At 60.3% G+C, this 19,896-nt stretch carries 17 protein-coding genes; 10 read left to right on the top strand and 7 right to left on the bottom strand.

The genetic code is table 11. The features are described from left to right. Positions 1-59: 59 nt before the first annotated feature. A complete protein-coding gene (locus AAZQ98_RS11925) occupies positions 60-611 on the top strand; it encodes a hypothetical protein (protein ID WP_133834345.1) in 552 nt (183 codons plus the stop codon). A 181-nt stretch (positions 612-792) separates the two neighbouring features. Next, on the top strand, positions 793-2,079 hold the full coding sequence (locus tag AAZQ98_RS11930) for an aspartate kinase (protein WP_105657993.1): 1,287 nt from the start codon (positions 793-795) through the stop codon (positions 2,077-2,079). Positions 2,080-2,150: 71 nt separating this feature from the next. On the opposite strand, the gene AAZQ98_RS11935 is transcribed toward AAZQ98_RS11930, so the two are convergent. Beyond that, positions 2,151-3,758 carry an alkaline phosphatase D family protein gene (locus AAZQ98_RS11935; RefSeq protein ID WP_388024550.1) on the bottom strand — a complete coding sequence of 536 codons (1,608 nt, stop codon included), beginning with the start codon at positions 3,756-3,758 and terminating at the stop codon, positions 2,151-2,153. Between the two features lie 199 nt (positions 3,759-3,957). Here AAZQ98_RS11935 and AAZQ98_RS11940 point away from each other — a divergent pair, with 199 nt between their 5' ends. Beyond that, positions 3,958-4,653, top strand: a complete 696-nt coding sequence (locus tag AAZQ98_RS11940) for an aminoglycoside 3'-phosphotransferase (protein WP_286172250.1) — start codon at positions 3,958-3,960, stop codon at positions 4,651-4,653. A gap of 12 nt (positions 4,654-4,665) precedes the next feature. On the opposite strand, the gene AAZQ98_RS11945 is transcribed toward AAZQ98_RS11940, so the two are convergent. Continuing rightward, positions 4,666-5,337 carry a response regulator gene (locus AAZQ98_RS11945; RefSeq protein ID WP_434692540.1) on the bottom strand — a complete coding sequence of 224 codons (672 nt, stop codon included), beginning with the start codon at positions 5,335-5,337 and terminating at the stop codon, positions 4,666-4,668. Continuing rightward, positions 5,334-7,028 carry an ATP-binding protein gene (locus AAZQ98_RS11950; protein WP_434692542.1) on the bottom strand — a complete coding sequence of 565 codons (1,695 nt, stop codon included), beginning with the start codon at positions 7,026-7,028 and terminating at the stop codon, positions 5,334-5,336. Before AAZQ98_RS11950 ends, AAZQ98_RS11945 begins: the two co-directional genes overlap by 4 nt. A gap of 186 nt (positions 7,029-7,214) precedes the next feature. Between AAZQ98_RS11950 and AAZQ98_RS11955 the strand changes: the two genes are divergently transcribed. From AAZQ98_RS11955 to AAZQ98_RS11970, 4 genes are all read left to right on the top strand, one after another. Continuing rightward, the gene (locus AAZQ98_RS11955; RefSeq protein ID WP_105657989.1) at positions 7,215-8,639 is read left to right on the top strand and encodes a CitMHS family transporter; all 1,425 of its coding nucleotides are present in this window, start codon (positions 7,215-7,217) and stop codon (positions 8,637-8,639) included. A gap of 336 nt (positions 8,640-8,975) precedes the next feature. Next, the gene (locus AAZQ98_RS11960) at positions 8,976-9,869 is read left to right on the top strand and encodes a LysR family transcriptional regulator (RefSeq protein WP_434692546.1); all 894 of its coding nucleotides are present in this window, start codon (positions 8,976-8,978) and stop codon (positions 9,867-9,869) included. Positions 9,870-10,036: 167 nt separating this feature from the next. After that, positions 10,037-11,437, top strand: a complete 1,401-nt coding sequence (locus AAZQ98_RS11965; RefSeq protein ID WP_434692549.1) for an LCP family protein — start codon at positions 10,037-10,039, stop codon at positions 11,435-11,437. A 160-nt stretch (positions 11,438-11,597) separates the two neighbouring features. Beyond that, on the top strand, positions 11,598-11,978 hold the full coding sequence (locus AAZQ98_RS11970) for a Sec-independent protein translocase TatB (RefSeq protein WP_353653990.1): 381 nt from the start codon (positions 11,598-11,600) through the stop codon (positions 11,976-11,978). Between the two features lie 230 nt (positions 11,979-12,208). On the opposite strand, the gene AAZQ98_RS11975 is transcribed toward AAZQ98_RS11970, so the two are convergent. The 3 genes from AAZQ98_RS11975 to AAZQ98_RS11985 form a co-directional block, all read right to left on the bottom strand. Then, on the bottom strand, positions 12,209-13,339 hold the full coding sequence (locus AAZQ98_RS11975) for a ferrochelatase (protein WP_133834340.1): 1,131 nt from the start codon (positions 13,337-13,339) through the stop codon (positions 12,209-12,211). Between the two features lie 153 nt (positions 13,340-13,492). After that, entirely contained in the window at positions 13,493-14,842 is a 1,350-nt protein-coding gene (locus AAZQ98_RS11980) for a TIGR01777 family oxidoreductase (protein WP_434692551.1), read from the bottom strand. A gap of 221 nt (positions 14,843-15,063) precedes the next feature. After that, on the bottom strand, positions 15,064-15,618 hold the full coding sequence (locus tag AAZQ98_RS11985; RefSeq protein ID WP_434692553.1) for a DinB family protein: 555 nt from the start codon (positions 15,616-15,618) through the stop codon (positions 15,064-15,066). Between the two features lie 77 nt (positions 15,619-15,695). Between AAZQ98_RS11985 and AAZQ98_RS11990 the strand changes: the two genes are divergently transcribed. From AAZQ98_RS11990 to AAZQ98_RS12000, 3 genes are read left to right on the top strand one after another with little or no spacing between them, the layout of a single operon-like run. Then, positions 15,696-16,595 carry a 3-methyladenine DNA glycosylase gene (locus AAZQ98_RS11990; protein WP_105657983.1) on the top strand — a complete coding sequence of 300 codons (900 nt, stop codon included), beginning with the start codon at positions 15,696-15,698 and terminating at the stop codon, positions 16,593-16,595. A gap of 32 nt (positions 16,596-16,627) precedes the next feature. Next, positions 16,628-17,059, top strand: a complete 432-nt coding sequence (locus AAZQ98_RS11995) for a hypothetical protein (RefSeq protein ID WP_105657982.1) — start codon at positions 16,628-16,630, stop codon at positions 17,057-17,059. A 48-nt stretch (positions 17,060-17,107) separates the two neighbouring features. Beyond that, positions 17,108-18,685 (top strand): cation:proton antiporter, encoded by a 1,578-nt coding sequence (locus tag AAZQ98_RS12000; RefSeq protein ID WP_434692556.1) that lies wholly within the window; start codon positions 17,108-17,110, stop codon positions 18,683-18,685. Here AAZQ98_RS12000 and AAZQ98_RS12005 read toward each other — a convergent pair. Then, positions 18,682-19,812: a methyltransferase domain-containing protein gene (locus AAZQ98_RS12005; RefSeq protein ID WP_105657980.1), complete on the bottom strand. Its 1,131-nt coding sequence runs from the start codon at positions 19,810-19,812 to the stop codon at positions 18,682-18,684. The two genes, AAZQ98_RS12000 and AAZQ98_RS12005, sit on opposite strands and share 4 nt — an antisense overlap. Positions 19,813-19,896: the final 84 nt, after the last annotated feature.

Below are 19,896 nucleotides of genomic sequence, written 5' to 3' on the forward strand. Positions count from 1 at the left end.
CGGGCCCGGCGCATCGCTTCGGAGTACCGACAGCTCCAAGTCCGCCCTAGACTGTCCTCATGGCAACAAAAAGCAGCAACCTCCCGGCCATCGCCAAGGCCACCGGCATTGAATGGGATCAGTGGTGCGCCAAACTGCGCGCTGGCGGAGCCGATCAACTTACGCACAAGCAGATAGCCGAACTGGCTTTCACCCACATGCCCCCAACCGTCGATACTCCGGGCTGGTGGGCTCAATCCGTGGCTGTAGCCTATGAGCAGCACATTGGCCGACGCCTGCCCGGCCAATCCCAAGACGGCACCTTCCAAAGTTCGGTGAGCAGCACGATCGATGCTGATTTGGATACCGCGCTGGAACGCTGGATCGCCTGCGTCCAGGGGCGCCAGGAGTTCAACGGCCACCAGCTTTCCGAACCTGCACGCACCAGCGGCTCAGAGCGATGGCGCTATTGGCGAGCTGATTTCAGCGACGGAACCAAGACACAGGTAGACATTGGCCTCAAAGGTGGAAAATCCTCGGTTGCCATAAACATTACTAAGGCTGGAACACCTGAACAGGTGTCTGGATGGAAGGGCTTTTGGCGACAAATTTTGGCTGAATTCAAGGGGTAGCCAGTGTTTTTCAACAACCTGCATTGAGGTTCCTAGGCAATATGACCAATGGTTACCTTCACAACTAGGACATGTCGCCCCGTAGCTGTCACAATATTTATCTGGTAGATGTCTCGCGCCACAGTTCCATCAAAAACCACCGGCGGCGAGGCACAGCTTTCAACAGGTGGAGTGAGTGCCCATGGGCCTAATTGTTCAAAAGTTTGGCGGTTCTTCCGTTTCAGATGCCGAAGGCATCAAGCGTGTAGCGCGCCGAATTATTGATACTAAATCCAAGGGCCATGACGTCGTTGTCGTTGTTTCCGCAATGGGCGACACCACCGATGACTTGCTGGACCTGGCAGGCCAGCTTACCGATGATGCACCAGCCCGCGAGATGGACATGCTGCTCTCCGCTGGCGAACGCATCTCGATGTCGCTGCTGGCGATGGCGATCAACCAGCTCGGCGAGCAGGCTGCTTCATTCACCGGCTCGCAGGCAGGCTTGATCACCGACTCCACCCACGGCAAAGCCCGCATCATGGAGGTCTCCCCGCAGCGCGTACGCCGTGCCATCGACCGCGGATTCATCGCCATCGTCGCCGGTTTCCAGGGCATGAGCAAGGAATCCAAGAACATCACCACCATGGGCCGTGGCGGCTCGGACACCACCGCCGTCGCGCTGGCCGCAGCGCTGGGCGCCGATGTCTGCGAAATCTACACCGACGTGGACGGCATCTACACCGCCGACCCGCGCGTGGTCGCCTCGGCCAAGAAGATCGAGAAGATCACCAGTGAAGAAATGCTGGAAATGGCCGCCAGCGGCTCGAAGATCTTGCACCTGCGTTGCGTGGAATACGCCCGCCGGTTCGGCGTGCCGCTGCACGTGCGCTCTTCATTCAGCACCAACGAGGGCACCTGGGTGCTCCCGGATCCCGAAGACAAAATCAAAATTCAAGAGGGAGAACCCTTGGAACAGCCAATCATCTCAGGTGTCGCCCACGACCACTCCGAAGCCAAGGTCACCATCATTGGCGTTCCGGACATCCCCGGCAAAGCAGCACAGATTTTCGGGGTTATCGCCGCTGCGCAGGCCAATATCGACATGATTGTGCAGAACATCTCGACCCGCGGTTCGGGTGCCACCGATATCTCCTTCACCCTGCCGATGACCGAGACCAAGCATGTGCTTGAAGCACTGAACACCGCGAAGCCGGAGATCGGTTTCGAGGAAATCGAGCACAATGACGAGGTTGGCAAGCTCTCGCTGATCGGTGCCGGAATGCGCTCGAATCCAGGAGTCTCCTTCACCTTCTTCGAGGCATTGCACCGCGCGGGCGTGAACGTGGACATGATCTCCACTTCAGAGATCCGCATCTCCGTGGTCACCGACGCCGACAAGCTCAACGATGCAGTACGCGCTATCCACACCGCGTTCGATCTGGATACCGACGTGGAAGCCACCGTCTACGGCGGCACCGGCCGCTAAGCGCCGACAAGCTGAAAAGGAGAACGCCTGCGAAACAATTACTGTTTCGCAGGCGTTCTCCCAATTAACTGCTATTTATTCGGTTCCAGCGTCTTGGTGTAGACGATTTCGCCCAAGCCATTGCGCAGCGTGACGGTGAACAGGTCCTGCTCATCGAGGTCGACGTGGCCGAAGAACTGGCCCTTGCCATCGCGCGGCGACTGGTTGGTGCTGCCAGCCAGCGAGAAGTCCACGCGTGGTCCGAAAGTGCCATCCATTTGGTTCGGCCCGAAGGAACCGGCATTGACTGGACCGGCCACGAATTCCCAGAACTCATTGAACTCGCTGAAGGCTGCACGCTCTGGAGAGTAGTGGTGCGCCGCGCAATAGTGCACATCCGCGGTCAGGAAGACGACATTCTTGATGCCGCGGTCCTTAATGGCCTTGAGCAGGCGGGCAAGTTCCAGCTCGCGGCCTAGTGGTGCGCCGTGGTCTGCGTTGGAAATTGATTCCTGCGCCTTGCCGTCCGGAACAATGATGCCCAGCGGCAGGTCGTTGAGAATGACTTTCCAGGTTGCCTTGGACTTGGCCAAGGAATCGACTAGCCAATTCAGCTGCTCTTCGCCGAGAATTGAAGTGGACTTCTCTTCCATTCCGGCGGTGTTCTCGGACTTGTAGCTGCGCATGTCCAATGCGAACAGGTCCATTGCTGGACCACGCGAGATTTTGCGGTAGATGCGTGCTGCCTCGAATCCGGTGCCTGCGCGCATGGCGCGCGGGTCGGCGATCGGCTGGTATTCCTGCCAGGCCTGGCGGCCGCGGGCGGCAAGGGTGTTGATATCGCGCACCGTGTAGCGCTCATCTTCGATGACCTCACCCGGCCACCAGTTATTATGGGTCTCGTGGTCATCCCACTGGGCAATCACCGGAACCTCGGAATACATGGCACGCACGTTGCGGTCCATCAGGTTGTAGCGGTGCCGCCCACGGTACTCGGCCAGGGTTTCGGCCACCTTGGAGACTTCCTCGGTGACCAAGTTGCGCCAGATCTGGCCGTCCGGTTCCACAACTTCTGCGGCAATCGGGCCGTCGGCGTAGATGGTGTCGCCGCTGTGCACGAAGAAGTCCGGCTTGGTTGCATGCATGGCCGCGTAGGCGCGCATGCCACCGATTTCTTCGTTGATGCCCCAGCCCTGGCCAGCGGTGTCGCCGGACCACACAAAACTCTGGGCACGGGAGGCGTCGTGGTTGCGGCGACCGGTCAACGCCGGTGCGGTGCTGAACCAGCCGTTCTGAGTCTCGCCAAGGGTGCCGTTATCGTCCTCGAAACCGATGCTGACCGCGAAACGGGTACCGGCAGGCAGATGCTCGGCATTGATCTTTGCAGTGAAGTCAGTGGCCTCGCGGGCGTAGGCACCGCGCAAAGTCTTGGCGAAGGATCCACGGCCGCGGATGATTTCCCCCGCTTCGTCCACCGCACGCAGCTGCGCGCGCAAGCGGCCTTCCCCGGAGCTGCGAGCCCAGAGTACGGCATTGCTGGCAGAGACATCCCCCATGGAAAATCCGCTGGTCAATCCCAGGCGGGAACGCACGAGTCGGGGACTGCTGGAAGCCAGCGCTGTTCCAGTGGGCCCAACCAAGGTCAAAGCACCTGCGCCAATGGCGCCGGTGAGCAATTTGCGTCGCGAAATATTATTCATGTGATTCAGTGTTCACGACTTGATCAGCCATTTCCTTGAGCCCAGATGAACACCAAGAGAAATCGTTCGTGTCCAGTCCACACCACGAATCCAGAGATCCTGAACTCCAAAGCACGCCCATTACTGGCAGACTAGAAAAATGAGTTCACCTCAAGTCATTTCTGGCCCGCCGTCGGCTGGCCACCCAGTTCCTCCAGCTGTGCGCACTGCAGCCGGCCAGGCGGAAATCGAGGGTATCTGGCAGAACGCATTTGGCGGGATAACATACCGGCTTGGGCAGGGCGAGCCGATGCGCTTCGCCAAGTGGTCGCCGGGATGCCCTCCCGAAGAGGACGGCGATCTCCTGGCTGAAGCCCTGCGCATGCGGTGGGCGGGAGAATTCATCAGAGTCCCCGAAGTGCTCAGCTGCGGTCAATATGCTGACGGCCAGCTGCTCGTCACGGCAGCATTGCCCGGGCACAGTGCAGTCAGCGAGCTTGGCAAAAGCGATCCGGCGCGATCCGCGTATGCAGTGGGCGCCGGTCTGCGCCACCTGCACGATCGGCTGCCGGTCGACCAGTGCCCCTTCAGCTGGGATCTGGAATCCCGCATCCAGCACCTGCCTGACCAGGAGCAAGCTGCTTTGCTGGCTGAAATCCCGGAGCTTGATCTTGTGGCCTGCCATGGCGATGCTTGCCTGCCCAACACGATCATCACCGATAGCCATGATTTCAGCGCGCATGTGGATATGGGGAAATTGGGTCTTGGAGACCGCTGGGCGGATCTCGCCGTTGCCGCATGGAGCACCGAGTGGAATTACGGGCCTGGTTTCGAACAACATGTCTACGCCGGGTACGGAATCGAACCCGATGAGCGGAAGGCGTCGTTCTACCGAAAGGTCTGGGACGCAACCTAGGAGGCCAAGCCGCTAGCGTGCCACGTAACGGTGCTCGGGACGGCCACGAGTTCCGTATCCAAGCTGCAGCTCCAGGGATTCATTGGCCACCAGCGCCGCCAAATACCGTTGCGCTGTCGCACGGGCAACCCCAATTGCCTCCGCGACCTCGGCGACGCTCATGGGTTCGGTAGCATCCTTGACGCAGGAAAGAACTGCCTGCTCGGTGGGGGCGGCACCCACCGATGCGTTGGTTTCTTCGCCCCCTTGAAGCGCCCGGTACAACCGGTCCACGCCCTGCTGGTTGAACTCCGCGGTCCCGGTCAATTGGCGACGATAGCGAGCCCAGCCTTTGAGCTTGGCGGCCAGGGTCTTGGCCTCAAAGGGCTTGATGATGAACGCCAGTGCGCCCGAGCGCAGCGCTTTGTCAATATTCTTCGGTTCAATCGCCGCGGAAATCATGATCGCATCAACATCGAGTTCTTTCAACAGCTCGATTCCACTGACATGCGGCAGGTAGAGATCCAGCAATACCAAATCAGGTTTCAGGCTCTGCACCATTTGGGGCACAACACGCGGATCCTGCACAGGCTCCAGGGCCTGGAACCCGGGGATGGCGTTGACCATCTCAGCGTGCAGCTCTCCTACCCGGAAATCGTCATCGACAATTAGCACCCGGTAGTTGCCGCTGGAATTCTCGCTCAATGTTGCGCTCCTTCAATCTCGTCGTTTTCCGTATTGGCTGGCTCCACCAGTACCGCCGGCAATCTTGCTGCGATAACTGCCCCGGAACCATCCGTCCCGCGGTCCGCTATCCAGACGTCCCCGCTGCGGGCTTGGGCGAGCCGTCTGATCAGCGGCAATCCGACGCCATGGCCATGATCGCCACCCAGATGGGACCCGGTGCTGACGTCCCGGGCGAAGATATCCTCGTCGGTGGTAATGCCGGGTCCAGAATCGGCCACGGCGATGTGCAAGGTGTTCCCTTCGGAGAGCAAGTCGATTTCTACCCAGGGTTCTGCATCTGTGCAAAGAGCTGCCGTGAAGGCGTTATCCAGCAGATTCCCCAGGACTGCGGTGGCGTCTTGGGCATCGTGGGCCGAGGCGATGTGTCCGAAAAGCATGGATTGGGCAGACACTCTCAGTTCTATGCCTTGTTCGTGGGCGCGCACCGCCTTCGCCGAAATAAAAGCCGAGAGGTAAGCGTCCTGGATGGCCTCCAGCCCGGGAACCCGAGCGATCTTCGGCCCGGATTCCATCACCTCACGCAGGTAGTCTTCTGCCTGTTCGATCTTGCCCAAGTTGATCAGCCCGAGGACTGCGTGCATCCGGTTGGCGAATTCATGGCGCTGGGCGCGCAGCGCATCGGCCATGTCCTGGACTGCATCGAGTTTGGTTCCCAACGCTTCAAGGGTGGTGACATCATGGAGCAGCACGACCAGTCCGAGGTCCACTCCGTCACGGTCGACCTTGGTCACGCGGGCTATGAGCGAGTTGCCATTGGCCGCAAAGCGCACCGGTGCCGGGTCGCATTCCTTGATCGCCCTGACCAGCCGGTGATCCAAACCAGCGGATTCAAAGTGGCGGCCGACCACGTCCTCCAATTCGGTGCGGTGCGGCAGTCCCAGCAATTGCCTGGCGGCCCTGTTGCGCACGGTAATTCGGCTATCGGCGCCAATGCCCATGACACCTTCGGTAACACCGTAGAGCACGGCCTGCTGGTCCCTGACAAGCTGGGCAATTTCGGCCGGTTCCAGCCCGAGGGTCTGGCGCTTCAAACGGCGTACGGTGACTCGTCCGGCAAGCACTGCCAAGGCTGCGCAAATCGCCGCAAACAATACAATCCAGGCGAAGGACTCAAGCAGCGCCCCAGTCAAGGAGTCAGTGGTCACGCCCACGGAAACCTCTCCGATGACCGCACCCGCGGTACTGTAGACCGGGACCTTGGCGCGCACCGATTCACCAAGGGTTCCGTGTTCCCGGGAGACCGCTTCAATGCCTTCCAGCGCCACCGGGTCAGTAGAGACCATTTGGCCCAGTTCCTCGGGATTCGGATGGCTCAAGCGCAGTCCGCGGTCCTCGGTAATCACCACGAAGAGCGCTGGCTCTTGCCCAATGACAGCGTTAGCCAGTTGCTGCAGTTTTCCATCGGCGAGCGCCTTGGCATCCAGCTCGTCCAGCTTTGCATAGTGCGAGACCTGCTCAACTACTTCCGGCAAGACGGCCACCGAACGAGCTATGGTCAGCGAGGTATCTTCGGCTTTCGAATAGACGCGGTCATAGCTGGCGAAAAGCGTTCCGGCAGTAACGAGAACAATCAGCACACCTACGACCAGGAATTGAAGCCGCATGATGCGTGATGCGAAATGCCGGGTGCCGGCGCCAGAACGGAACATGCCACCCAGCATAAACCCATCTTTCCACTCTCGTGATTTTAATGAGCAAAAAGTTGGCAAAGAACTTAAGGTTTCAACAATAAGCACAAGACGCGCAAAGTGAGCACCGACACGTACCTTGAATGGGTGCCCCTCCTAGCTTGTGGGGACTAAGGATTCACTCACACTGAAATGGAGGTCGGGTCAATGCTCGTTGTACTCGGATTCCTCATGGTCGCCACCTTCATGGTGCTGATCATGACAAAACGCATGACGCCGCTGCTGGCATTGATTCTGGTTCCAACCATCTTCGGCTTGTTCACCGGTGCTGGATTCGGTCTTGGCGACATGGTCATGGACGCGGTCAAGGACATGTCCAGTACCGCAGCCCTGCTGATGTTCGCCATCATGTACTTCGGCATCATGATCGACGTCGGCTTGTTCGACCGATTGGTCTCCGGCATCCAGAAGCTAGTGGGCAACGACCCCGCCAAGGTCGTCATGGGCACTTCGCTGCTCACCGGCGTAATTTCCCTCGATGGCGATGGCTCGACCACCTTCATTGTGGTTACCGCGGCACTGCTGCCGATCTACCAGCGCCTGGGCATGAGCCCAGTGGTCCTGACCTGCGTTGCAGGCCTGACCAATGGCACGCTGAACATCGTTCCCTGGGGCGGCCCAACGGCCCGCGCGGCAGCGGCACTAGGCGTTGACGCCTCGGAAATCTTCGTGCCGATGCTCCCTGCGCTGGGAATTTCCCTCATTGTCATTGCCCTGTTCGCATGGCAGATGGGCGTATCCGAACGCCGCCGCTTGCAGCGCGAGCGTCCGGAAATCTGGGGCACCGAACTCGGTGGCGGCAACGTTTCCACCCCAACCGGAGGAAAGAGCCCTGCTGGCACTTCCCCTGCCGGAGGCAACCTGGCCGTACTGGAATCCGTGGCTCGCAAGGGCGATGGCACCGAAGCTTCCACCTTGGACGGTACCGTCCTGGATCCGGATCGCGAGACCCTGCGACCCAAGACCTTCTACTTCAACCTGGCACTGACCGTCGCCATCATGGTGCTGCTGGTAGTCGATGTCACTCCGTTGCCCTACCTGTTCATGGTGGGTACCGCGATCGCCTTGATCGTCAACTTCCCCAAGGTCTCCGACCAGGTGAAGATGATCGCCGCGCACTCCAGCGAAATCATTGCCGTGGTCTCCATGGTGCTCGCCGCGGCAGTGCTCACCGGCGTGCTCTCCGGCACCGGCATGGTTGATGCCATGAGCCAGTGGCTGGTGGATGTCATTCCTACCTCCATGGGTCCATACATGGCAGTACTGACCGGGCTGATTTCGATTCCAGCTACCTTCCTGATGAGCAATGACGCCTTCTACTTCGGTGTCTTGCCAGTTCTCGCCGAAGCCGGCGCGCATTTCGGTGTACCAGCGGTGGATATGGCTCGCGCCTCCATCACCGGACAGCCAGTGCACATGCAGTCTCCGCTCGTTCCAGCCATCTTGCTGCTGGTGTCGCTCTCTCGTGTGGACTTGGGCGATCACCACAAGAAGGTGCTGTGGCGTGCGTTGGTGGTCTCCTTGGTCATGCTCGCTTCGGGCATGCTCCTTGGTGTCATCCACATGGGCTAACGCCCCAGGACCAAAGGTCCGTCGTCAGCCAGGCTCCGTGCCACCCGGACATTTCCAAGCGGGTGGCACGGAGTCCGGTGTTTAACCCCAACTCGACCCTGTTGGCAGCCCGCCGGAGGCTGCCGCATCCAGCTATTCGAGCACCCAATTGCTTCTTCCCGCCAGCCATTGACCATCTGCACAGGGCGCCGGTTCAGCAAGCACAGTTTCCCGTGAAAAACTGGAGGCAGGGCAAGACGTGCACAGCGCGTGCTTCCCCTGGACCAGATGGACACGCCACTGGGCCACACCGCGAATTCGACCGTCTTCTCCCGACGCAAAGGAAGGTTCCAGCGCATGGAAAGAGAACCTCTGGACAACAGCATCTCCCTGGCCCAGCTCGAAGCGGTTGTCATGATTGTGGACTATGGTTCCTTCACCGCCGCCGCGGATATCCTTGGCATCTCCCAGCCCTCCTTGTCCCGGCGCATTAGCGCGTTGGAGCGCACTCTTGGCATGCCCGTGTTCCGGGCCGCTGGAAGGGACATGGTGCTGACCGAGGTTGGCCGGAGCATCATTCCTGCCGGCCGCCGCGCACTGCGTGAAGTCGCCGCGATCGGAACCATCGCCTCCTCCACGCGTGCATTGGCCACCGGATCCCTGCGCATCGCGGGGTTGCCCTCCCTGGTTGGAGGAATCATGCCCGAGTACATCGGCCCCTTCCATCGCCAGCACCCCGGTGTCCGGATAGAGATCCTGAGCGTGGAGGACGACGAGCAGCTTGCCGACGCGCTTCGCCTGAATCGTGCCGATGTGGCTTTTGGCGTGAACGAGCGCATCCCCGCGGACCTCATCGGCAAATCCCTGCGCGATCAGCAATTCTCGGCCGTCGTATCCGAGGATACCGAGGTGGACCCGGACACTGGGCTAAGCACAGAATTGCTCAATTCCCTGACTCTGGCCACCCTCCCCCAGGGCACCTCGATTCGCAAGATCACCGACGAAGTTTACCGGAGCTTGAAGGCCACCGCTCCGCGGCTCATCACCACAACGCAACGCGACGCATTGGTCCATCTGAGCATCGCCGCCGGCGGCATCACCTTGGTTCCACGAATCATGGCCAGCACCGCCGTGATCTTCGGCGGCAAGCAGGTCCCGCTGAGCTTGCCAGCCAGCAGGCCCCTGGGCGTCATCTACCGCCGCGAAGAATACCGCAATCCGGCGCTGGGCGAATTCCTCGAATACCTCTGAGACAGAGATCTCCAGGCGGTTTCCGCTCTCCTGAACCTGCGCGCGAAATCGGCCTTTCATGCGCTGCATGCATGGCTCTAATCATCCATGCTATTGGTTCCAGCGGCGTTCCACGTGGTCAGCTTGATGGGTAATCCGGCCATGGTCCTACCAAGGAGAGCAAGATCGTGAATTCCCAACGAACACCGTACTCTGCCAGGCGTAGTTCCAAACGGTCGCGGCGCCGGGTAGCTGCCATCATTGCAGCGGCGCTGGTGCTGGCAGTAGTTGTGCCGACCAGCATTGCTTTCCTGCGCCTGCAGGGGAATATTTCCGTCTCGGCGCTCAGGGCTTCTGAAGCGGATGTCCCGGACTCCAGCGAAGGCCTGAATCTGCTGGTGCTCGGTTCCGATAGCCGGGATTTCAGCTCCACCGGCTTCGGGGCGGATAACGGCTCCCGGCGCAGCGATTCCATGCTGCTTGTCCACTTGTCGCCAGGCAACGAGCGCATCGAGGCGGTCCAGATCCCACGCGATACCGTCTTGCAGCGCCCGGCCTGCGCGGATACCGGGTCCGGCACTTATGCCGGAGGATACGGCATGATCAATTCTGCGCTGAATTACGGTCCCGCATGCTCTGTCGCCGCGGTGGAAGCGCTCACCGGGGTTCACCTGAACCACTTCATTGAGGTGGATTTCGAGGGATTCATTTCAATCATCGACGCACTCGACGGGGTCAGCGTGTGCCTGGCCCAGCCAATGACCGATCCGAAAGCAAACCTGGATCTTCCAGCCGGGCTGCAGGAGCTGGACGGAACCGATGCGCTTGCCCTGGCCAGAACCCGCCATGCCGTTGGCGATGGCAGCGACCTCGCTCGGCTCGGAAACCAGCAGAAGGTCATGTCCGCTATAGTCCAGCGTGCCACCAGCAAGGAAGTTCTCGCACGCCCGGACCGGCTCTACTCTTTCCTTGACGCGATTACCTCCTCGATGACCGTCGACCCGGAACTGAGTTCGCTACCGGAACTTGCAGGATTGGCTGCGCGGGTCAAGGACGTTCCCACGGACAAGATCACCTTCATGACCATGCCGACCCAGCCTGCACCATCAAACGCCAACCGGGTGGTCCCGGCTCCGGACGCGACCCTCATCTTTGAACGCATCAAGCAAGACATCCAGGTGAATCCGGATTCCGACTCCGAATCCGGCTCCGAATCCGATGCAGGAGAAGCTGCCACGGCGAAAGCCTCCGCCCGGCAGCTGCCTGTCAGCATAGCCAACGCAGCGCGAGTGAGCGGACTGGCCGGCAAATTCGCCAACGAAGCCACGGAGCAAGGCTTCACCGTCACTTCAATCACTACCGCGGCGTCCTTGCAGGCGCAAACGCAGCTGCTGATTCCGGATACTGATGCAGCCAAGAAAACAGCCGACGCATTCGCCAAGGCAGTCGATCTCGATATCAAGGCAACAGTCGCCGATGTCGAAAGCATCGAATTGATCCTGGGCCAGGATTACCAAAACCTGGAGCGGCCAGAAAAGCAGCCCGTCAAGGTGAACAGCCGCAAAGCAGACCAGAAACTCTGCGGCTGAGCCGGCCCCAAGGGCGGGCCGCGCCACCGGAACATCCTGACATGCCGCGATGGCTGCCAGGCGAATCTCCGTTTGCCCGCGGCTGTTGGCCTTCGTATTCCGGTTGGGCTGCACCTGCCAATTCCGTTTGACCGCGTCCCTTGCAGCGAGGTGATTCACAGTGAGCATTGCAGGCATCAATGGCAATGAATTCATCGTGCTGGCCATTTTGGCGGCCGTGCTGCTCGGACCTGAAAAATTGCCGGACTACGCAAGGAAACTAGCCACGCTGACTCTCGAGTTGCGCAGACTCGCCTCTGGTGCCCAGGAACAACTCCGCGAGGAGCTTGGCGAGGATTTCGCGGACATGGATCTGAAGAAGTTCGATCCGCGGCAATATGATCCTCGAAGGATCATCAGCGAAGCGCTGCGAGATCAACTCGAAGAGCCGCCTGCCCAAGGATTCCCGGATTCTGCCCGCTCAAGGGGACCCGAGACCAAGAGTTCATCATCACCGCCAGCACCCTCCGGCCCAGCCCCTTTTGACGATGAAAGCACTTAGGACGCCACTGCTCCTTGCCGCAAGTGTCCGCTGGCCACGCGCGCAGTGAATACGGACCGGTGGACAGGACTCATTCATCGAAGTCCCCAAAGCTCCATCCGGTTCCCGCATCCGGATCGCACGGATTCCGGCATCTAGCCGCAATCGGCCCAGCTTAGCTGGTTCGTCGGCCAACCGTGATGGCCGGCCGAAAAAGGATTCCCGGGATCAGCCACCAGCCGGCTGCCGGCCTAGCTTGCAGGCACGCCGGCGCGCCAATTCGGAACAGTATTTCTACTAGTAGCGCCTTCACAGCAATTCAGGGAGCAGGCGCCACTGCCCGGGCCCAGCGCTTTGCTTCCGGCGATGGTCGATGACTCCGGCTGCTCGCCACGCACTTGCGCTGCCCGTTCCAGGACCAGATCGACCAAGCCGCTGACAAACGACGGTGAGGTGCCAACACTGCCGGCACGGAGAAACGCCATCCCCAACTCGCGCGCGGTATCTGCCGCCTCGGTATCCAGATCGAATTTGACCTCCATGTGGTCCGAAACGAATCCGAGGGGTACAACCAGAACGCCCTCAGTTCCAGTTTCCGCAAGCTCGCGCATGCGGTCATTGATATCCGGTTCCAGCCAGGGAGTGTGCATGGATCCAGAACGGGAGCAGTACACCAGTTCGGCATCCAGCTGCTCCTCACCAGCTAGTTCCCCGCCAATCCAGGCTATGAGCTCCTCATGCTGCCGCTGGTAGCCGGCGGTGAACTTCTGCGATGATTCTTGCATCGCAGTAGGGATCGAATGGGTGACATATAGGATCTTGTGCCGGTTGCGGTCCAGGCCGCCGACGAGCTGCTTGAATTCCTTCAATCCCTTCCGCACGCAGTCCAACTGCGCACGAGCGAATCCCGGATGATTGTAGTACTGCCGGACTTTATCGATCACCACCTCGAGGCCCTCTTCTTGCAGTGCCGCCACAGTTCCGGCGAAATCCTCCCGGTATTGCCGGCACGAGGAATATGAGGAGTAGGCCGACGTATCGATGGCCAGGAACCTTCTCGAGCCGTGCCTGCGCGCATGGTTTCCGACCACTTCGGTGAGGTACGGTTCCCAATTCCGATTCCCCCAAAGCAGCGGCGTATCGATGCCGCGGGCTGCAAATTCCTCTTGAACGGCTTGCTGCAAAGCCTGGTTCTGCTCATTGATCGGAGATTTTCCGCCGAACATGTAGTAGTGCTCGCCCACCTCTTCAAGGCGCTCGTCCGGAATCCCTCGTCCCCGGGTAACGTTTTGCAGGAAAGGCAGGACATCTTCGGGCTTTTCCGGCCCGCCAAAGGACATCAGCACAACTGCATCAAACGGCGCTACCTGCATGTTTCCCATCGGGATCCTCCACGCTTTCTTCTCGGGCAACTGCCGCCATGGGCAAAATCCCCCGGAGCAAGCAGTCGCAAGCAATTACCTAGATTAGCTTTTATCTAGCCAAGCTAACAATAATTGCTTTGCCTCCGAATCACCAGCGGGCGTCGCCGATTCCTAACGACGGCCCAGGCTATGAGCCAGTTCCAGCTCAATGCGCTCATTGCGGAACTGATGACCGGCATCGAGCAATTTGCGCGGGACAATTTTCTGATCGGCCATGGCCAGAAGGTGGGACCCTTCGGCTCCCAGCAGCAATTTGGGAGCCGCGGCAGGAACCGGAATGATGGCAGGCCGCCGCACTGCGCGCGCCAAGGCCCTGGTGAATTCGGCGTTGCTCACCGGCTGCGGTGCCACCGCATTGACCGGACCTGCCAATTGCGAATCCCAGAGCGCGCGATGGTAGATGTCCAGCAGGTCATCAAGCCCGATCCACGAAAGCATCTGCTTTCCCCCTGCAAGGGGACCGCCCAGGCCTGCGGAGAATACAGGACGCAAAACGGCGAGCATCCCGCCTTTGGGGCTCAGCACGATACCGGTCCTGATCTGCACCCGGCGCATGCCGCTGTCCCCGGCATTCGCCGCACGTTCCCAGCGGTCCACCACGTCAGCCAGGAAATCCGGAGTCCCGGCCCGCGGGGAATCGGTCTCGTCCAATGGGTGCGGTCCGGCTGAAGCACCGTAGAATCCGATGGCCGAAGCGCTGATGAAGGTCCGGACACCTGAACGTGACGCCAGCAGGGCAAGGGATCGGGTCGGTTCGATGCGGCTGGAGAGAATTGCCTGCCGATGCGCTTGGCTGAACCGGCCGAAGATGCTGGCTCCGGCCAAATGGATGACCGCGTCGCAGCCATCGAGCAGGCCCGGGTCAGGATCCAGCGGATTCCAGCGCCGTTCGCTTGCCGATTCCGGCTCGTGCCGCACGAGCTTGACGACCCGGTGCCCGCCGGTGGACAAGAAGGCGCACAAAGCCTGTCCGACTAATCCGCTTGAACCGGTCAGCGCTATCACCAGCGGCTTCAACCCGGCCTGCGCCGCCCGCTGGTGTGCGGCAAAATCGTCTGCCAGCTGGCGGTGGCGGTATGCAAGCATCGATTCGATCTGCCGTCCTGGCATATTCGACTGGATGCAGTCACCCACGGTCGTGCACTGTGCGCCCGCGGGCTCGAAGTAATGCTCATGCCGCCACTGCACCACCCGGGCAGGAAGGCCGCGAACCCCTTCGGGTTCAAGCTGGTCGACGAAACTGCGGTTCTCCGCGAACCCCTCAGGCTGGTGCTTGGCATTCCACAGCACTCCGCCGGGAAGGCCCAGCACGGCCGTCCCGTCCTTCAGCGAACCGGCTTCTTCAATGACCTTCAGCGGAAGCCACGGTGGCAAGAGCCGCTGCATGGCCCCGGGTCGCGAGAACCAGTCAAAGACAACGGATGCAGATGCCGGAAGTTGGCTGGAGCGCTCAGTGTTCATGGCCCCATCCTAGAGGCTTCAGGCAGGCCGGTTCCCGAGGATGGGAAATTGCTGGATTCCGTCGCAATGTCTGGTCCGGCGCCGCAATGAATCCCTCGGTTTCCTGCAGCACGCTATCCCGGCAGACTTGGAGCAGGAACAAGAACTTCTGGACAGAGCTTGATTGCGGACAACTAACGGACCGGCTGTTGCCCGAAGCGGCTGCCAATGCAACCAGAAAGCTAGGCATACCATGCAGGAAGATAGTCGAAGGGAGGATCCTCGCCCACCCGCCCATCGATGGCTTCACGCAAGAGATCCGCATGCCCTGCATGCCGCCCATACTCTTCAATCAGGTCGCAGATGATTCTGCGTATCGACGCATGCTTGCCTGCGAAGGCCAACCCCGAGCCCGTGTCCAGCTTCCTTTCCTCGATAACGGACTGCTGGATTCCTCGGCTTTTGGCCACGGCCCGGTCGTAGCGTTGATAAAGATTCTCCGGATCCTCTTCCAGATCAACCACGAAGTGCTCGCGCCCGTTGGCAGTGAACCCAAGGAGGACTTCAGGTCGTTGCCCGGCAATGAAGTAGGTGAATTTCTCATCTTCGACAAGGGCAAGATGCTGGAGCAATCCGCCCAGGCTGAGCTGGCTGCTGGGCAACTTGGTTGCCAGCTGTTCGATGTCCAGCCCGTCGGCCTTGTATCTGAAAGTGGCGCGCAGCCTGTCAAGCATCCCGAACAGATGCTGCTGGTCGGAGCCGCTCATTGGCGGTTCCCAGGGAGGCAGGATTTCCATGGCGTACCCCTTTGCGAGAAGTGTGAGTTGGCGTACCAAACTGGTTTCATCGGCCCATGAATTGAATAATTAGAAGTATGCCTCTGACCGCCGCCATTTTGGAACCCTCGCAGTGGATGCCGCATGCCGCTGAGCATGAAGCACGGGCTCGGGCCTTTGGCGAACCTTTCGTGGAACGGCGGATGAAGGGCAAGAAGCATCCCATCGAGGACTTCCTGTTCACCTATTACACGCAAAAGCCGGGCCAGCTCTACCGCTGGCATCCAGGGATGAACGTGGTTCTAGCCGGAGACGCGGCCCAAGAACGCGGCGAGTGGAAGTTCTACCGCAGAGTCCAAACCGGCCACGGTACGGGATACCACTTCGATGCGGAGGCATTCGGCAAGGCGCGTGCCCGGGCCATCGAGTTTGCCCGCATCATTCTGGCCGGCACCGCGCAGCGGCCAGGAAACTTCTCCTGCTTCGGCCTGCATGAATGGGCGATGGCCTACAAATCCGAGGCCAACGGCATCCGCCATGAATACCTCCCGCTGCGCTTGGGTGCGCAGGGAACCGACGAAGTGGTGGAAACACACAAGATCCGTTGCACCCACTTCGATGCATTCCGCTTCTACACTCCCCAGGCGATCGAGCTCAACGAGCTGCAGCCGACCAGGGAAACCCAGCGCGACCTGGAACAGCCCGGTTGCCTGCACGCCAACATGGATCTGTACAAGTGGGCCTATAAGCTCTCCCCTGCGGTGCCAAGCGACTTGGTCATGGACTGCTTCGAGCTCGCCTGGGACATTCGCACCATGGATATGCAGGCGTCCCCCTATGATCTGGGCGATTGGGGCCATGAACCCATCCGCATTGAAACTCCCGAGGGCAAGGCCGCGTACGTGAGATTGCAAAAGGAATTTGCCCAGCGTGCCGACTCGCTGCGCAATCAATTGCTGGAAGTCGCCAACAACCTGCCAATCTTCCCGGAAGACTAGAACTTATTCGCGGCCGCAGGCAAGATTGATCCATGGTTACTGCACGGGGCCTTCGCCTGATTCCGGCCGGTATCGCGCTCGGCTGCGTGAGCCTCTCGCTGGCTTCCTGCGCCACCAGCATCGGACAGGGGCCGCAGACCCAATTGGAAATCACCATTCGCGATGACGGCAGCGAAATTTCACAGCAGTACTCCCTGGAATGCACCGGCGAACAAGCCGCTGAATCCAGCACATTGCCGAACGCATCCAAAGCTTGCTTGCAGCTCGAGCTTGAACCCGGTGCCATTGCCGGAGAAGTTGATCCCCAGGAAATCTGCACCGAAATATACGGTGGACCGCAACGGGCCGAAATAAGCGGAACCCTGCACGGCGAGACGGTGAATACGAGCTTTTCCCGGCATAACGGCTGCGCCATCGATCGTTGGGATGCCGCCTCGTTTCTACTCGGTTCCGTGAAAACATGAGTCGATAACCCCTGAATAACTGCGCGGAGAAACTAGAATAGTAAGACTATGGAGTTTTTCCTGCTGGTTATCGCGCTGCTATTCGCCACGATCCTGATTGTCGGCATCGGGGAACGCATTAAATTGCCCTACCCGATCTTGATGCTGATTTTCGCGACGCTGGCAGGTTTCTTGCCGTTCATGCCCGAAATGCATATTGAGCCCGAGCTGATCCTGCCGATCTTCTTGCCGCCTTTGCTTTTCGCTACGGCCCAGCGCAGCAGTTGGTCGGTGTTCCGCTTCCGCTGGAAGGCCCTGATCCGGCTGGCCGTGGTGCTCATCGTGGTGACAGCAGGCACCGTGGCCGCTACCGCGCTGGCCTTCTCCCCCATCGCTTCCATTCCGCTGGCATTGGCGTTGGGCGCAGTAGTGGCCCCGCCTGACCCGGTCGCGGTGGATGCAATTGCCACCAAGGTGAAAATGCCGCGGCGCCTGACGTCCCTGCTGGAAACCGAGGGCCTGTTCAACGACGCAATGGCCATCGTGATCTTCCAGCTGGCCGTCCAGGCAACCCTGAATGGCTCGGAAGTCGGACTCGAAATCATTCCGCAGTTCCTGCTCGGTGCCGCAGGGGCGGTAGTCCTGGGTCTGGCCATGGGCTGGGCCATCGGCGCCTTGAACCGCTTCGTTCCCAACCTGGCAGCGCGTTGCGCGGCCACCTTGGTGGCACCTTATGCGGTCTACATGATTGCGGAGGAGCTGCATATTTCAGGGGTCATCGCAGTGGTGGTGACGGCCCTTGAAATGGTGCGGCGGGACCGCCCCCAGGACTCTGCCGAACGCCTAACCCGGCAATCCTTCTGGGAAGTGCTCGAGCTGCTGGCCACCGGCCTGGCTTTCGGCTTGATGGGCATCGAGATGAACCAGGTGATCCAGGAGGAAGGCAGCAACCTGATCGGCTTCATCCCGGGCATCGCCGCGATCTGCTTCGTGGTCATCGCAGTGCGTGCGCTGTGGATGCTGGGAACCTACTACCTGCCCAACCGCAGCAAGCCCAAGATTCCTGCGCGCAAGGATGCGCTGGTGCTCACTTGGTGCGGCATGCGCGGGCTGGCGACTTTGGCCTTGGCCCTGGCACTGCCCAAGGTCGCAGCGGATGGATCGGCCATCGAGGGACGCAACTTCGTGGTGGTCGCCGCTTGCTCCGTCTTGCTGTGCACTTTGGTGCTCCCGGGCCTGACCTTGCCAGCGCTGATGCGCGTGCTGAAGCTGCGCAACAACGAGCAAGATGCCAAGCGTGCCCGCCGGGCCCTGGCCCGTCGCGCCGAGGCTGTCGCACTGGCGGCGCTGCGCAAGAACGTGCAGCTCGAAGAGCTGCCGGAGAATTACCAGCAGGCAGTGCGCCGGCGCATGAACTCGCTGCATACCATCCTGGCCAAGGACCCGGATCCGCACGATGCGATCTCGGACGAAAAGTACACGCAGATTCGCGCGGTGATCGCCAAGGCCGATTCGATCCAGGCCATCGCCCTGGAAGCCGCCCGCGACGAGCTGCTCAAGGCCCGCCGCGAACCGAATATCGACCCGCACATCGTTGACGAGATTGTCGGCCGCCTTGACCGACGCACCGCAACCCTGGATCGCTAGGCGGCCTTGCGCTCCAGCTTCACGATGACTTCGTAGTGGCTGGTCTGCGGGAACATGTCCATGACGCGAGCCTGCTGCGGAGCGTAGTTCTCCAAACGCTCCAGGTCCCTGGCCAGTGACTTCGCGTTGCAGCTGGAGTAAATGATGTGCTGGACATCGGACTCGTTCAGCCACTTCGATAGCTCTGCGGAGATACCGCGGCGCGGAGGATTCACGATTACCGCCTCTGGCGCCCAGCCGGCACCCAGCGCGAATTCGGTTGCGTCTTGGACCCTGAAATGGATGTCATCCAGCTCCATGGTCTTGGCGCTGGTCTTTGCCGATTCAACGGCTTCCCCGCTGGTCTCGATGCCGTACACGGTACGGTCCTCGGTAGCGCAATGCAGTGCGAAACCACCCACCCCGCTGTACAGATCCCAAACGCTTTCGGGGTTGGCATCGTTGATCCATTGGCGGGCCTGCCGGTACAAGGCGGCAGCGATCTCGCTGTTGGTCTGGAAGAAGCCCTGGGGGCGCAGGTGCATCGGTACGCCGTTCAGCCCGAATTCCAAGGTGGTTCGGCGGGTAAGAATGATTTCTTCTTCGCCTTCCAGCACTGCCTTGTGCTCAGGCAAGAAGTTCACCGACACCACGCTGTGGCGTGGAAGCTGCTCAAGGAATTGCGGCAGCGAATCACGCAGTGCCACAAAATGCTTCTTGGTGCGCAATACCCAACGGACCATCACCGAACCGGTATCCGACAGGGTGAGAATCACATGCTTGAGTTCGCCCTTGCGCTTGGGAACGTCGTAGGGAATGAGCTTCAGATCATGAATGAACTGCTCGATGACCGGGAATACGGCACGTAGCGGTGCTGCGATGACTCCGCAGTTGCGCAGATCGACACCGTGGCCGTCGGCATCCAGGATGCCGATGGTCGGCTGGCCGGTGGTTCCGGAAATGACCATTTTGGCTTTGTTGCGGAAGCCCTGTTCGCTACTGGCTTGGGGCGGAAGGAATTCCAGGCCTGGGAAGCCGGCCAGCAGCTGCTGGCAATCCGCTACCTTAGATTGCAGTTGCTGGGCGTAAGGCACCGTCATCAAGGTGCATGAGCGGCAACGGGAGGCAGAAAAGTAAAGGCATTCCATGGTGCTTATGATTTTAGCGAAGATCGGCCGGCACCGAGCACAGAGAAATCTTGGCGCTGATTGACCGCAAATTTTCAGCTTTGG

The sequence above is a fragment of the Glutamicibacter sp. Je.9.36 genome, from assembly GCF_051129975.1.
GTDB lineage: Bacteria > Actinomycetota > Actinomycetes > Actinomycetales > Micrococcaceae > Glutamicibacter.